At 33.7% G+C, this 15,618-nt stretch carries 18 protein-coding genes; 2 read left to right on the top strand and 16 right to left on the bottom strand.

The annotated features are described in order from the left end of the window. Positions 1-10 precede the first annotated feature (10 nt). Entirely contained in the window at positions 11-1,255 is a 1,245-nt protein-coding gene (locus PXD56_RS06690) for a metal-dependent hydrolase family protein (protein WP_276492565.1), read from the top strand. A gap of 170 nt (positions 1,256-1,425) precedes the next feature. Here the strand turns inward: PXD56_RS06690 and PXD56_RS06685 are convergent, their stop codons facing one another. The 4 genes from PXD56_RS06685 to PXD56_RS06670 form a co-directional block, all read right to left on the bottom strand. Then, the gene (locus PXD56_RS06685; protein WP_276492564.1) at positions 1,426-2,493 is read right to left on the bottom strand and encodes an OmpA family protein; all 1,068 of its coding nucleotides are present in this window, start codon (positions 2,491-2,493) and stop codon (positions 1,426-1,428) included. Positions 2,494-2,571: 78 nt separating this feature from the next. Beyond that, complete coding sequence (locus PXD56_RS06680) at positions 2,572-3,204, bottom strand: DUF998 domain-containing protein (RefSeq protein WP_276492563.1); 633 nt, start codon at positions 3,202-3,204, stop codon at positions 2,572-2,574. A gap of 84 nt (positions 3,205-3,288) precedes the next feature. Beyond that, positions 3,289-4,425 (bottom strand): epoxide hydrolase family protein, encoded by a 1,137-nt coding sequence (locus tag PXD56_RS06675; RefSeq protein ID WP_276492562.1) that lies wholly within the window; start codon positions 4,423-4,425, stop codon positions 3,289-3,291. A gap of 30 nt (positions 4,426-4,455) precedes the next feature. Then, positions 4,456-5,343 (bottom strand): sterol desaturase family protein, encoded by an 888-nt coding sequence (locus tag PXD56_RS06670; protein WP_276492561.1) that lies wholly within the window; start codon positions 5,341-5,343, stop codon positions 4,456-4,458. 195 nt (positions 5,344-5,538) lie between these two features. Here PXD56_RS06670 and PXD56_RS06665 point away from each other — a divergent pair, with 195 nt between their 5' ends. Further along, a complete protein-coding gene (locus PXD56_RS06665; protein WP_276492560.1) occupies positions 5,539-6,015 on the top strand; it encodes a Dps family protein in 477 nt (158 codons plus the stop codon). Between the two features lie 94 nt (positions 6,016-6,109). Here PXD56_RS06665 and PXD56_RS06660 read toward each other — a convergent pair whose 3' ends face one another. The 12 genes from PXD56_RS06660 to PXD56_RS06605 form a co-directional block, all read right to left on the bottom strand. Beyond that, complete coding sequence (locus PXD56_RS06660) at positions 6,110-6,679, bottom strand: hypothetical protein (protein ID WP_276492559.1); 570 nt, start codon at positions 6,677-6,679, stop codon at positions 6,110-6,112. Between the two features lie 92 nt (positions 6,680-6,771). Then, positions 6,772-7,188, bottom strand: coding sequence for a VOC family protein (locus PXD56_RS06655; protein ID WP_276492558.1), 417 nt, complete (start codon positions 7,186-7,188; stop codon positions 6,772-6,774). A gap of 296 nt (positions 7,189-7,484) precedes the next feature. Continuing rightward, positions 7,485-7,973 carry a hypothetical protein gene (locus PXD56_RS06650; protein ID WP_276492557.1) on the bottom strand — a complete coding sequence of 163 codons (489 nt, stop codon included), beginning with the start codon at positions 7,971-7,973 and terminating at the stop codon, positions 7,485-7,487. Between the two features lie 60 nt (positions 7,974-8,033). Further along, positions 8,034-8,426 carry a hypothetical protein gene (locus tag PXD56_RS06645; RefSeq protein ID WP_276492556.1) on the bottom strand — a complete coding sequence of 131 codons (393 nt, stop codon included), beginning with the start codon at positions 8,424-8,426 and terminating at the stop codon, positions 8,034-8,036. 56 nt (positions 8,427-8,482) lie between these two features. Beyond that, positions 8,483-9,025 (bottom strand): hypothetical protein, encoded by a 543-nt coding sequence (locus tag PXD56_RS06640; RefSeq protein WP_276492555.1) that lies wholly within the window; start codon positions 9,023-9,025, stop codon positions 8,483-8,485. Between the two features lie 35 nt (positions 9,026-9,060). Further along, entirely contained in the window at positions 9,061-10,473 is a 1,413-nt protein-coding gene (locus tag PXD56_RS06635; RefSeq protein ID WP_276492554.1) for a carbon starvation CstA family protein, read from the bottom strand. A gap of 269 nt (positions 10,474-10,742) precedes the next feature. After that, on the bottom strand, positions 10,743-11,228 hold the full coding sequence (locus PXD56_RS06630; RefSeq protein ID WP_338088439.1) for a GNAT family N-acetyltransferase: 486 nt from the start codon (positions 11,226-11,228) through the stop codon (positions 10,743-10,745). A gap of 177 nt (positions 11,229-11,405) precedes the next feature. Further along, positions 11,406-12,128 carry a hypothetical protein gene (locus PXD56_RS06625; RefSeq protein ID WP_276492553.1) on the bottom strand — a complete coding sequence of 241 codons (723 nt, stop codon included), beginning with the start codon at positions 12,126-12,128 and terminating at the stop codon, positions 11,406-11,408. Positions 12,129-12,308: 180 nt separating this feature from the next. Beyond that, the gene (locus PXD56_RS06620; RefSeq protein WP_276492552.1) at positions 12,309-12,713 is read right to left on the bottom strand and encodes a hypothetical protein; all 405 of its coding nucleotides are present in this window, start codon (positions 12,711-12,713) and stop codon (positions 12,309-12,311) included. A 194-nt stretch (positions 12,714-12,907) separates the two neighbouring features. Continuing rightward, positions 12,908-13,924 carry a hypothetical protein gene (locus tag PXD56_RS06615; protein ID WP_276492551.1) on the bottom strand — a complete coding sequence of 339 codons (1,017 nt, stop codon included), beginning with the start codon at positions 13,922-13,924 and terminating at the stop codon, positions 12,908-12,910. A 105-nt stretch (positions 13,925-14,029) separates the two neighbouring features. After that, a complete protein-coding gene (locus PXD56_RS06610; protein ID WP_276492550.1) occupies positions 14,030-15,028 on the bottom strand; it encodes a hypothetical protein in 999 nt (332 codons plus the stop codon). A 155-nt stretch (positions 15,029-15,183) separates the two neighbouring features. Further along, positions 15,184-15,570, bottom strand: a complete 387-nt coding sequence (locus PXD56_RS06605; protein ID WP_276492549.1) for a hypothetical protein — start codon at positions 15,568-15,570, stop codon at positions 15,184-15,186. Between the last annotated feature and the right edge of the window lie 48 nt (positions 15,571-15,618).

The following is a 15,618-nucleotide window of genomic DNA, read 5'->3' as shown; positions in this document are numbered from 1 at the left end:
AACTACTATTATGAAATCAATATTTGTCATTTGCTTATTCTCTACCTTTCTTGGTTTTACACAAACACTCTTAAAACCAGACCGTGTTTTTGATGGCACCGCAATGCATGATAATTGGGTGGTTTTGGTAGTAGACAATCAAATTAGCTACGCAGGAAAAGCGAACGGAGTATCACTGCCCAAAAATACCTCTGAAGTGAATTTAGCAGGCACTACGTTAATGCCCGGCATCATAGAAGGGCATTCACATGTATTGTTGCACCCGTACAATGAAACGGATTGGAATGACCAGGTATTAAAAGAATCTCCTGTAGAGCGTGCCGTAAGAGGTACGGTTCACGTAAAGAATTCTTTATTGGCAGGGGTTACAACCATGAGAGACCTAGGTGCCGAAGGCGCCGGATATACAGATGTATATTTAAAGAAAACCATTGAAAAGGGAATTATTGACGGACCAAGATTATTGGTTGCCGGACCCGCCATTGTTGCTACCGGTGCATACGGACCAAAAGGATTTCATGATGGTGTAACCGTACCACTAGGTGCAGAACCTGCAAGCGGAGTAGATGAATGTATTACCACTGTTCGTAGACAAATGGGTAACGGTGCCGATTTGATTAAAATTTATGCCGATTATCGTTGGACTCCCGGTGCAGATTCTAAACCAACTTTTTTACAGGAAGAAATTGATGCCATGGTCGCCACAGCAACTACAGCCGGAAAATACGTAGTTGCACATGCAGGTACGCCTGAAGGTATGAAAAGAGCTATACTTGGTGGCGTAGAAACTATTGAGCATGGCGATGGCGGTACACCTGAAATTTTTAAAATGATGAAAGATAGAGGTATCGGACTATGCCCTACCCTGACCGCTGGTGATGCCATTACCCAATATCGTGGCTGGAACAAAGGTATCGATCCTGAACCTGAACGCATTCAACAAAAACGAAAGTCATTTAAAATGGCTCTAGACTCTGGTGTACAAATAGTTTTTGGTGGTGATGTAGGTGTCTTTACACACGGAGAAAATTATCGTGAGATGGAACTGATGGTCGATTACGGTATGAAGCCGTTAGATGTCTTGATCTCCGCCACTTCAAACAATGCAAGTATGTTTCACTTAAATCAACTTGGTAGCCTAAAGAAAGGTTTTTTAGCTGATATTATAGCTGTAAAAGGTAATCCTGTTGCCGATATTTCTTCTATGAAAAATGTATCTTTTGTAATGAAAGATGGGGTTATCTATAAGAAGTAGTTGTTGGTTGTTGGTTGTTGGTTGTCACTTCGCTTACGCTTAGTATCTTTAACGTATTGTTGTCCTAAGCTTAACCGAAAGGACTGGAACACGCTAATTACAGCTACGTTCAATCACTAAAAAATACTATAATTAATACTAACTAGCTTCTATTCAATACTCAAAAACATTTACATCTTCACCAATTCCACTCGCCTGTTCTTAGCTTTATTTTCACCGGTATCATTGGCTACCAATGGTTTTTCAGAACCAAAACCTGAAGCCTTTAACCGTTTTATATCAATACCTTTTCCTGCTAAAGCATACATTACCGTATTAGCACGATCTATTGATAATTGCTTATTTCTATCATCTGTACCAGTGTTATCCGTATGCCCTTCTATAGATAATTTTAATTCTGGGTTGGTGTCTAATAATATAAATATCTGATCTACAATTTCTAACACATCTGTTTTTAGGGTTGCCTTATCAGTATCAAAATTTATATTTAAAATAGCTTTACCATTGGTATCAATATCATCTTTCATTTCAGATGCCGTAGGTGCTTTTATGGTCTGTACAAAGTCTTCTAATTCAACAACGCCTACCTCTGCCCCATACGTGTTAGACCAAACCTGAAACATTATTTTACCACTTTTATGATTCAATGCATAATGCCTAATTGGATCACTATTATAGGCTCGACCAACAATATAGTCGCTCTGTGCCATTGGGTCTATTTTGTCAAGAGCATACATTTTTTTTCTAGGTACACTTCCTTTAAATATCAATTCTGCACCTATACTTTCTAAATAACCATCTACACTCTTGTCAAACAGCAATTTGTTGAAAGCTTTTCCTTTTTTTGTCATACCATAAAGCATTTTTGCCATTTTGCCATCCGCATTGTAAAATGCTTCGCCAGTATACATCATTAACCTACCGAAATCAGAAAACTTGGTTAAACCGTCTTTTGCCGGTTTTCCTTGTTTTGTTTTTACAAAGAATCCTTCAGGTGGAGCTAAATATGGAAACTCTCCTATATGCACTGACGATAAAGGTATTTCTGTCCAATCGAAATTATCGGTAAATAATTCGTCTTTTGGTTTTTCAACTTCCGGCTCTTTTTCCTCCTTTACAACCGTTTCACTTTCTGTACTAGGTTTAGAGTTATCATCAGTTTTAAGCTGATTTTTAGTATCGGTTTTACAGGAAATTATACTTATTAAGCAAACAAATAAAAAGGCGATTTTTCTCATAATCCTTTATAATTAATGGTATTCAAAAATAAATAATCCGGGGAAGATTTGGCTAATACATTAAAATTTTACGTTATACTAATTTACACTCGCCGTATCCTTCTTAATCCTCAAAGCGGTAGAAACTATAAAAACGATGAAACAAGTTTCTATAATACGCTGTAAAATGCCTCTGTAACCTGAATCTGGATCGGAGAACAGAGAGAATATAAAAATGCCACTAATTATACCGGTAATCATCGCTATTTGTGATAAGCGATTATAGTCTTCCTTTTTCTTTAATCCCAGTCCTATTCCTATCAAGCAAATTGGAAAGAACATGTAAGTCAAGGACGCCATTGCATTATGAATTAATTGTGATAAGCTAGAGTCCAAGACATTGGTTGGGCACCCGGCATCACACGGAAATAATCCTACTAGTATAGTTCCCAATCCGTAAAACAATGCCAAACCAAGAAAACCTGCTAATACCAATTTTGAACTTGGTAAATATTTAGGTGCACTAAAACAGAAAATAGTAATAAGTATTCCGCTAGGCACATAGCCCATGTACTGTAAATACCTTCCGTATGCCGTATTTATAGCAAAAGATTCACTAATGTACTGGCTTACCACACTGTAGTCATCTATTAATAACGGACCAACAATGGCCGCAATTGCAAATAAACTAACCCCTAAAATCCCTATATACGCTATTAGCTTATTGCTCATATTATTTTGAAAAACTTAATTACCGTTTATATGACTACCCTTAACCAGTTATGTTACAAATACATTTATATTTTCATAAATGTATCAATAAGAAAGACAGTGATTATTAAAAAAACCTATAATATCATTAGCAAGAATTTCTGGTTGTTCCATAGCAGCAAAATGACCTCCTTTTGACAATTCTGACCAGTGGACAATATTAAATCCTTTTTCCACATAAGACCTTGGCGGTATAGGAATTTCTTTCGGAAACTTAGCAAAACCAACAGGGACAGTTATATAGTCGTCTTCATTAAAATGCAGTGGATTACCGCTAATCTCGTGATACATTCTAATAGAAGAATGTATAGTTTGCGTAAACCAGTACAAACTTACATTTGCCAATAATTCATCTTTAGAAAAACAATTTTTCAATTGACCATCATTATCGCTCCAAGCATGAAATTTTTCAATAATCCAAGCACATAATCCAACAGGTGAATCGTTTAAACCATATGCCAAAGACAGTGGTTTTGTGCTATGAACTAAAGCATATGCCCCTTCAGAAGCTGTCCATTCTTTAAGATGTTTCTTGTATGCTTCAATTTCTTTAGTGGACTTTTCTTGGTCTTCTGTGAAAGGTTTATAGGAATCGGAAATATAGTTTAAATGAAGTCCGATAATGTTCTCTGGATAATATTGTGCCATTTTTATACTTATACCTGCACCTATATCACCCCCTTGTACTCCATAATTAGTATAGCCAAGCTCTTGCATGAGTTGATGCCATAATTTAGCATTTGCCCCATAGTCATTCCCTTTTTCTAAAGGCTTATTAGAAAAACCGAAACCACGAATTGAGGGTATTACTAAATGAAAAGCCAACTCATCAGAATTATTTAAATAGGTAATTATCTTGAGCATTTCAAGAAATGAACCTGGCCAGCCATGAGTAATTATCAACGGAACCGCATTTTTCTTGGAGCTTTTTATGTGGAGAAAATGAATTTTGCTACCTGATAGGGTTGCTATAAAGTTGGGAAAAGAGTTAATTTTTTCTTCTACTGCTCGCCAACTGAAATCTGTGCTCCAGTAATCTGACAATTCTTTTAAGTATCCTAAATTAGTGCCGTACAACCAACCGGAGCTGTTGAGTTCATCTGGCCATCTGGTGCTTTTAATTCGTTTATTTAAATCATCGATATCACATTGCGGAATATGTACTTTAAATTTTTCTATCATGATGATTCAATTAAAATGCAAAATCAAATTTTAGTTTTTTTCCTCCCACTCTCTTCGTAAATCTGTTGAAAGAATACTTGTGCCATCATGTTTCCAACCGGGTGGTTTTATCAAATACTTAAAACGGTTTATCAATGAGGTTTTAGAGGTGAAAAAATCGCTCAACATTTTGTACCATTCCGCAAAAGCAATTTTAATAGGATTGTAGGTATTTATATTTGTAACCAAGCCATATACCGGTTTCTCTACCTCTGGCTCAAAAGTGCCAAATATCCTATCCCAAATTATAAAAATACCTGCATGGTTACGATCTAAATACTGCGGGTTGGTAGCATGGTGCACTCTATGATGACTGGGTGTATTAAAAACAGCCTCAAACCACTTGGGCAGTTTGGTAATATATTCTGTGTGAATCCAATATTGATAGATAAGACTGATAGACATCTGAACCAAAATCATTACTGGATGAAAACCAATGAATACTAATGGAGTCCAAAAAATGAAAGTGTAAAATCCGCCAGACCAAGACTGCCGTAATGCAGTGCTTAGATTGTAGTTTTTTGAAGAGTGATGCACTACGTGACTTGCCCAAAAAAACCGACTTACATGACTTGTTCTATGAAACCAATAATAGCATAAATCTTCCGCAAAAAGTAAAATGATCCAAGACCACCATGCAAACGGAATTTCAAATAGATGATAGAAATTATACAGCAGGTAAAAGAATCCTAAAGCAATGCCTTTAGTAACCAAACCTATTGCCACATTACCCAAACCCATTACAATAGAAGTACCCGCATCTTTAAACTCGTAGTCATGCAATTTTACCTTTACAGATAGAATGACTTCTAGGATTACGGTCACCGTAAAAAACGGAATTGCGTAGTGTATTAAATTGGGGATTTCAGGAATTTGCATGCTTCTATAATGTCATATTAACCTCCCTAATTTACGAATCTAATTCGTGAACTACAATTACTTTAAAAGTCAACAATTATCATTCATAAAATTTAATAACAGTATAAGTAAAACGTATGGCTTATGTAACTTTTGTTACCCTTAAACAGGGGCTTTATACCTAATTTTACAGTAAGAAATTAAAACAACAGAATTATGGAAACTTTAAATAAAAACGTAGGATTAGACCAAGATTATAAAGTAGCTATCAGTGATAAATTGAACACTCTTTTAGCTGATTATCAAATTCATTATATGAACTTGAGAGGAATGCATTGGAACGTAAAAGGAAGTAACTTTTTTCTTTTACACGAAAAATTCGAAGAATTATACACAGGAGCAACAGAAACCGTTGATGAAATTGCTGAACGCATTTTAACTTTAGACCATCAACCATTACACACCTTCGAAGATTATTTAGAAAATAAGACAATCAGAATTATCAAAGAAGTAGCTGACGGAGCTACAGGAATATCATTATTGATCGATAATTTGAACGAGTTATTGATACAAGAACGAGAAATTTTAGAATTTTCTTCTGATAATAATGATGAAGGCACCGCAGCTTTAGTAAGTGATTTAATATCTGGACAAGAAAAATTAATTTGGATGCTGAAATCTACTTTACGCTAGTACATATTTTCAGCAAAATAAAAGGGTAAAAATCTAAGTTGATTTTTACCCTTTTTTTATGGTGTTATCTGAACTTTAGAAAATACTAAATTGTTCATTTTATAGAACGTTTTTCAATTTCCAGAGCACGCTTATAAAAGTCACAAAATTGTTCTTTATCATATTTAGCACACATAGCAGATAACACATCAGACAGGCTAAGGCTACACCAGTCCCATAACATGGTATCAAAATTATAGGCATACATTTGCTTACCTACTTCTTTACGTATTGCATTTACCTCTTTACAGGTAAAACCGTTTTCTACAAGTCTTTGTAAGCAGCGCTCCTCATTTTCTTTGGTAAATTCAGTATCCAAATACGGTTCTAAAATCCAATCCCAATTCCAGTTTTGAGGAATAAGCGGAATGTTATTTCTTTCTGCAAAATCTTCCAATGCTTCTTTCTGTTCTGAAGAAACAAATACAACATCATGCTTTACATGTACTTTACAAACTCCGAATTCCAACGCCATACAATCAATATCCTCTGCCAAGATTGTTGATTCTGGGTATGCTATAGAAGGTTCAAACGGGTAATCCATGATTAAAATCTCGTTCTGTCCAATTTCAGATGTACCTATACCACATATTAGTTTTTTAAAACTGAGTACATTTCTAGACATACTAAAACCAGTTAATGGTTTCGATGTTTTGAAATTGAATATGCTTTTAAAGTAATTGATCATTTATAGTGATTGAACTGAAAACATAAAAATTACTGTTGTTGTTGTTGTTGTTGCATTTCTATTGGTTCTAATAAATCCCACTTATTCCCATAAAGATCTTCAAAAACGGCGACCATGCCATATGGCATTTTTTCTGGAGAACGAACAAACTTAATTTTACGCTCCATCATTTTGTAGTAATCGCGCCAAAAGTCATCTGTATATAAAAATAGGAATACACGACCACCTGTTTGGTTACCTACACTTGCCCGCTGCTTTTCATCATCTGCTTTTGCCAATACCAAAGAACATTCTTTTGATCCTGGTGGTGCAACAATTACCCAACGTTTACCATCACCCAAATCAGTATCTTCTAGAAGTAGAAAATCGAGTTTTTTAGTATAAAATTCAATGGCCTTATCGTAATTATCTACTACTAATGCTATACGTGCTATGGTCTGTTTCAATGTTGTTTTTGTTTTAATTAGAAGTATTAACACCCTAATATATTGGCATTTAACTCATGTATACTTACTGTGTTTTTATTTTAAAAAGCATTCTTTAGTTCTATCCTCGCCTTGCATTGAGGTCTACAGCAAATTTACCTTCATTTCAATTCTGTACCCCTAAAAATATGTTTGTTTTATCATAAATTCTTATAATTAGGGTGTGATTTATCATGCGACTCACCCACCCCTTAATCCCCTCCAAGGAGGGGAGATTACCGTTACTGTTTGCGAGTTAAAGGTTTCAGATGATTAGTTTACTGTAAAACTGATGTCATTTTACCAAGATTAATTATCTCAGCCTTAACGAAAATGATGTCTCGTACATATTCCATTTTACCCCATAAATACGTATTTCCTTTTAGTCCTTTGGTCATGCGCATTCTACGGTTAAGTCGCTTTGTTTCTTTTACTGTTGCTAATCTTCTCTCACCAAGCTCACCATATAACTTTATTCCAGGATAACTTGAAAATTTTTCTTTGAACAAAGCCCCTAGCCAGAATAACCGACTACTGTTTACGCCAAGAAAACAAACATTTTTATTCGTTTTTGCGTGCTGTGGTAATTTCTTAGGAAATTTTTCAAAATAAAAACCGGTTTGATTATCGTTTAGAAACAGAGAACCAATTGGTGTAACCGTAGGATTATTATTTGAATCTACAGATGCAACGGAAATATGGAAATTAGAACTAAAACTCTTATTGAAATGTGTTCTTATTTTATTCCAGTCTTGAGTGATGTTCATTTTTAAGTTATTTAAGGCGGTATTGAAACTATCTGATTTAAAATTAAACAAAAATTAATTTTACAAATAATTCATATCAATATACATCCAAGAATACATCAACAATTTTAATCCTATAACTACAACAAAGGAAGCCAATAAGCTGTACCAAAACTTCTTTCTGTGGTTATTAAATTTCCTATTTATATAATACACCTGTACAGGTATAAATAATAATAGAGCTATGATTACCAAGCCTATGGACCAATAAAAATAGTACACCATTACTATGCCTTCCAGAACATTAAAAATTGCACTAAAAGCTTCTAAAATATCATCTATGGACTCAAATCCGCTACCACCCGTAAAACCGTCATTCGTAGTGAACAATACTCTTATTTCAATAAGAAATAGCACTGCATTGAATAGGAGATAAAGTATGAACCAAGATAGTTTTTTAAGTATTTTAATCAATTTATGTTCTTTAAATCTTAAGTCCAAGTGTTACGGAGAGTATGCTTCATTGATCATTACTCTTTAATGACCTCCTCAATTTCCTTTTGCAAACCTCTTTCCGTAACCATAATATCCTGCATCATAAATATTATAAGTTCTTTTTTGTCAAAACTGGTGTCTTTTATATTTGGATAAAGGAAACGCATTAAAAATTGAGTTTTTGATTTCAACAACTCTGTGTCCTCCTCAATATTTGCCAAAGCGGAAACTCTATCGTATTGCAACAATTCAATTTTTGAACTAGAAATAGCTTTCCATGAACTAATTCTAATCTGAGGCATTTGAATTCCATTAACTTTCGTCATTACATCGAAAATAGAAATTGAATCATTCTTTTTGTAAAATTCTAAGGTGTCGATAAGTATTTGCTGTTGAGGCATTTTTTTCTTTATGTCTTCATTGGTCTCCTTCAATTCCTTATCCATTGATACAAATATTTTATTCATATAATTTGCATCTTTCCGATTTTCGTTCCAATTATTGATATACAGTGCTATCAGTATACCGACAATAATTGTAAGTATCTCTTTAAAAAAATCTACCAGAGTTTTTTTCATTTTATAAGTTTAGTTAGTATGATACTATCAAAAAATTACGATGCACTATTTTCTACTTTCAATTTCATAAAAAACAACACCGTCAGTAAAGTAGAAATTCCGATACCGATCCAGTTGGAAATTACAATATCTAAACCCAAACCAACATTAGGGTCATAAAAAATATAGGAACCAACCACAGAGGTTATGAAAAATGCCGGCACTAAAGCAATGATATAATGTGTTTTCTTTTGATATAAATATACAGCTCCGATCCAAAGGGCTATGGAAGCAGTTACTTGGTTTGCCCAAGAGAAATACCTCCACAACAGCTGAAAGTCCATATTTGTCAGTATGAACGAAACGATAAAAAGTGGAATAGCCACCATAAACCGATTCTTCAATACTTTCTGATCTATGTTCAAATAGTCGGCAATAATCATACGTGCGGCTCTAAAAGAAGTATCTCCTGATGTAATTGGCAACACAATGACTCCAAGTACCGCAATAGTACCACCAATGGCTCCTAACGAGGCTATGGCAATTTTATTTACAACGGCTGTAGGTCCTCCATTTTGTAAAAGTTCATTTAAGGTATCTCCATCTAAAATACTCATTGATGCAGCTGCCCATACCATGGCAATGGCAGCTTCAAGTATCATCATACCATAAAATACTTTTCTGCCGTCTTTTTCATTATTGATAGTTCTAGAAATTATGGGTGATTGCGTGGCATGAAATCCTGATAAAGCACCACATGAGATGGTCAAGAAAATTACCGGGTAATACGGTATACCTTGCGGATGCATATTCTGAAACGTAAGTTCAGGAATAGGATTTCCAATAACGAACATACCTATACAAATACCAATAGCACTAAGTATAAGTAACAAACCTAGCACGGGATAAATTTTACCGATGATTTTATCTATTGGCAATAAGGTCGCCACAATGTAATAGAAGAATATGGCAAAAAGTACTATGGTCAAATAACTGGTTTCTGAGCCAATAACATCGTTGATCATGTTGGCGGGCGCGGTTACAAAAACAGTTCCTACCAAAATTAAAAGTAATAAGGCAAAGAAATTTACAACGTGACTGAATGATTTGCCTAAAAACCGAGATGCCAACGCTGGTAGATGTGCTCCGCCAAAACGTAAGGAAATCATACCGGTTAAATAATCATGAACAGCACCCGCAAAAATAGAACCTATTACGATCCATATAAATGCAATTGGTCCATATAAGGCACCCAAAATAGGACCAAAAATAGGACCTACACCCGCAATATTCAGAATTTGTATAAATGCATTTCTATTACTGTTCATAGGTACAAAGTCCACTCCGTCTTCCATAGTATGTGCCGGAGTTTCCTCTGTTTCATTGGGCTTAAAAGTTTTATCTACAAACTTACCGTAGATAATATAACCCAATACCAATAAAATCATGGAGGTGATAAATGTAATCATGAGGGAGTTTTAGGTGATGGTTTTGTATGAAGAAATTGATTAGATTTTATTATGAAAGGTTTCGTAAACCTTCATTAACCAATGGCAAATTTAATCTTATTTCTTTATGCGATTTATCCCAAACATTATTACTACTGACAGAATTGCTACTACAATTGCTTTTACCCAGTCAATTTCATCTTTTGCAAAAGCATCATAAATAATGAAGCCGGCTGCGAAGCCTAGTACGAATTTTAAATTTTGAACGCTAAAAAAGTCTTTCATAATTTCTACTTATATACATTTGGATTATGTTTCTCCATATACAATTTTGGATTTGGTAATTCTGTAAAACCAAACTTTTTATAAAGCCATTCTGCTGTATCAGTTAGTAAAATCCAGCGTCTTAATCCTTGTAGATTTGGATGCTCCATTATTTCATTTATCAGCCATTTACTCAATCCCTTTCCCCTATATTCTTCCAAAATATACACATCTCCTAAGTACGCTATTGTTGAATAGTCTGAAATTATTCTAGCAAAACCAATTTGCTTGCTTTTATGATAAAGTCCAAAAGTCAATGAATTATCAATTGATGTTTTCAAAGTATCTATAGGAATTTCGTTCGCCCAATCGGTTTCATTTGCAAGAAATTCGTGAATGCTCAGAATATCTAGCTTATCCTTATCAGTTGAAATGGTATATTCATTTCTATGAACTTCTTTTATTGTCATTTCTGTTTTTATAATTAAGACGTAAGGCTTTAAAATTTTCATAACTAGAGCAAACTGGCGTTTTCTTTCTGGCTTACCCCGTAGTTAAAGCTTATTTTTTAGTTTTATTTTTTCTTGTTCAAAGATAAATCCATAAGATTTAGCGAACTTAATAAATATACCCAAGTCATAAAACACATGACTTTATACGCTTAATATTAAAACCATTGCTAGTTGTAATTATTTTTTCCAACTTTCCATTCCATAGAACAAATTCCCTTCGGGTTCCACTTTGTCTACTTGTTCTCCAAAACCCACAAAATCATTGAATAATGCCATATTTATTGAGCATTTTTCGTTATCCATATGTAATATTTGAAGTCCATCAATAATCGTTTGACCAATTTTAAAAGGAACTAATCTATACTCCCTGAATTCCTCGGTAATATAGTTTTCAATTCTCTCAAAATAGTTTTTATACTCACCAACTGGAGAAACAACTATTTTAGTCAAATTTTCTGTTTGGTATGATAATTCTTCCCCATCACCTATTATTACAGATTTTCGCACTGATTTTTCAATACCATAGACTTGGTAAAACTTACCTAAATGGCTTACGGAAAAATGCAACTCTTTACTTTTCCATCTATCTTCATTTCCTTCTGTTTCCAAAGATAAAAAGGCGCTATAACTGGGAACAATGCCATAAATAGTTCCTAAGATTTTTTTTCCTAATTCTTTGCTTATTCTCTCGATAAATGATTCCCAATTCTTATTATAGTTGGTATTTTCAGGACCTATTTTATCTAGGAGTAAATTTTCTAGTTCCTGAATGCCCTTGTAATTCCGGTAAATGTCAAATTCTTGGTTCTTTTTAATCCCAATGGGATAGTACTTTTGTATTGAGTCATATAGCGGCCAAAAATCGTATTCATCGTAATTAAAGAAAAAGTTCTTATTCATTTGAAAAGCTAGTAGTTTGATTGATAATAACGTCTAAGCACGAAGCTAAAGCTTATTGTTTTGCTTTTTCTTTTATTTGTCTAAAGCTAAATCCATAAGATTTTGCGACTTCATAAATATACACAGACCTTTCTTTTTTGCCCTAAAGTCCGCATTACGTTTAGGTATCGTTGTAAATAGTTATTTTTGAGTCATCGGTATTTTATATTCCGATTTTACTTCAGTCGGTGAGTCCGTAAATTCTATTGCGTTTAAATCCGTTTTTAAACTCCATAGAGTTTCAGTCATAAACTCATCCAAGTCCGTTGGTATTTTCATTCTACTATCCTGAAACTGCTTTATAAGGACATTTAAATATTCTTCAATAGTTATTTGTCCATCTGCATCTAGAAACATCTCTTGCGACCAATAATCCATTGTCGTCATTTTCACTTTCCCCACATCATCTCTTGCAAATAAGTTAATCTGTTCAGAATTCAGCCAATCCCATTTTTTTGTCCGCGAAAAGTATTTGTCCTTATGAGGGTATGATTTTATAAACTCAAATTCAGGAACAAGAATTTTCTTTTTAAAAAAATTGAACATACTTAAAATCAGGTTTTATATAATTGTTTACAACGGTTCGGCTAAGCGTAGTGCGGAGGCAAGGAAACTTTTGGTTTCCGTCTGCGCACGAAGCTAAAGCTTATTGTTTTGCTTTTTCTTTTTTTGTTCTAGAGTTAAATCCATAAGATTTAATAAATATACACAGACCTTTCGGTTATGCCCTGAAGTCCGCATTATGTTTTTTTATACATTGTTGCCATTTCGTTATTTTCGAAGATATGTAGTGTGTTGTCTTTAGTACATATATATATCGTATTTCCGACCTTTTGGATAGTTGAAATACCGCCATTTTCTGGTCTGAAGTCATATTTAAATAGTAGTTTTTTATTGACAATATCTAAAACTCCAAATTTTGCTTTCGTATCCCCCAATGTTTCGGTAAAATAAAACATATCTTGGAAACATAAACTTCTATGGTCGTGTATACTATTGAAACCATTTCCTTTAATCAATTCATTTACATCCCAGTTTTCAAACTCAAAGGATTCTATATTTAGCTTACACAATATATTTTCAAATCGTGTCGTGAAGATGTTTTCACCATCTTGATAAACAAATCTTCTAAATCCGTCTAGAACCTTATGTATCTTACCAGAATTCAAATCAATAATAAATAAGCTCCCTTGCTTTCCATCATAGACTTGAATCATTAGTTTGTCTCTGATTAGGATAAAGTTGTTAGTTAATGATGAATTATAAATATCTAAAAGGTTGGAAAGAGAATGATTCCAAATGCTATCTCCATTCGAAGTATCTCCATAAATCATATCTTCTGAAGTGGAAATTATACAATCATTATTTACAAACAATTGAATGTGTTTCTTATTAGCTAGTTCTATCCATTCAATATTCCTTTGAGATTTTCTAAATACTCCATAAATGATTTCTTCTTTTTCAAAGTCAATTTTCTTAACTACAAGAGAATCATTATCAATTATCTGTTTTTTATAAATATTGGTATCAAGTAATGGTTTTACATTTTTTGTATTAAAAAACAATTGTTCATTAATTACATATCCACCTGACCAAGGTTCTGCTATCTCACATTTAATACCATTTTTAATAATTTTAAATTCAGAATCAGAGAATTGACATAATTCCTTTTCTGGACTTATAAAATAAATTGCACCATTAGGTGCTTTGTCAATAAATCTCCAAACTCCTGGTATTTCACTTAACTTCTTTAGCATTATTCAAATGTTCGCAGTATTTTTATAATGAATGGCAACCCTTAGTATTTGAAGTGTAGCCTGCCGATAGGCGGCTATGATTTCATATACAGTGTTAGCTGCTTTTTATTTAATTTTTCGTTTAAATTCTTTCATCAAGTGTTTATCATTGGCCATTGAAAACGCAATATTCTGGTCATTCTTTGTTGGCTCATAATCTTTAGTATATCCATTACCATAGATACCTATACCTTGTTCAATTTGGTTATCTTCAATTTCTTTTAGTACTGCGTTAATCCTTTCGGAAAGAAAAAAGTATTTAACTGAAATACCCGCTATGTCAACCGTTTTTAAGTGGCTTATAATATATCTATGAATAACTCTGTTTCTTAAGTCATACAGATCATTAAGTTCATCAAATGTTTCTTGATCCACTATTTCAAGATCTTTAGCTTCTTTATATATTCTTCTCTCGATTATTCCCCTTTCATTATCTCCTTGGAATAAATACTTGATTTCAATCTCATTACTGTTTTCTAATAACTGTTTCTTAAGAAGAATAGACATCCTTAAAAATGCATCAATTTGGTTTGATATAACAGCGATTATTTCAATATACGATTTTGACTCCATAGCCCTTTCTCGCAAGTCGTATGAACTTGCCAAAGAGCCTATGAAATTGTCATACTTATTTAAGTTTATAGCATGATTTCGATCTTCAAGAGGGATTAGCCTAAAAGTATCAAGCGATTCTCTACTTTGTTTTATGAGGTCTTTAACCGCTGTATGATTTTGATCTGTTCCTGAATAAATGCATTTCGCCATACAAAGGTGATCCTCAATCTGGGCATGCCACAAATACATATCATATTCGGAGTCATCCATTCGAGATTCCAACCACTCAACTTTTGAATTACTTTTTTGTACTGGGAAATTTGGATTGATTCTTCTTTCTGATAAAGGATAACAACTTAGCTGGAAGCAGCCAATAGAATTATCATAGGCTTCAAAGCTGTAAGGTGATTTTTCTTCGATATTATTAAGCACAGCATTTCTATATTGCCAATCAACTGGAATATTGACAATAAAAACTCCATTCGGTTCTGTCCAATGTTTTCTATTCACTTTTTCGTAATTGCAGCTAACGGTTGGGCTAAGGTTCGTTGCTGTGATTCGTCCGAAGGACAATCCAGACGAACCTAAAGATAGCTTTTTGCCCGTGATTTCCGATTAGGAAATCCGTAAGCAATGAATTTTAGCCTTTGTTGTAAACCGTTATTTTAATTTTCTTTTGTCCATTTTAAGTCCACAGTAATATTGAAAGCCTCATTGTGAAGTCTTTCTATGTATCCGCTGTCGTCTCCATCAATTAGCTTTACTATTGTCCATTTATGACTATAGTGCACTTCTTCATTATTCGGATTCTTCAAAATCCTTGAAAGTTTTCTTTTGTAAGAGCAGTTATTAAGCCACTCAATGTCAAATTCCAATTTTAAATCGTAATCAGAGAACGTAAAAATTTCTTTTCCAGCTTTTCTTTCGATTATCCTTTGTCCATTTGTGTCGGACCTAAATACTCCACTTTTCAAGCCAGAACAATTCGTTGATTGTCCCTGAGCCAAAATTGAAATGGAAGAAATAAGTATAAATAAGATTGCTTTTTTCATAATGGTTTACAACAATCCGCTAAACGTACCAAGGTACATTTAGCCCTT

Source organism: Maribacter zhoushanensis (genome assembly GCF_029350975.1).
GTDB classification, from domain to species: domain Bacteria; phylum Bacteroidota; class Bacteroidia; order Flavobacteriales; family Flavobacteriaceae; genus Maribacter; species Maribacter zhoushanensis.
This window is presented reverse-complemented; position numbering and strand designations above follow the sequence as displayed.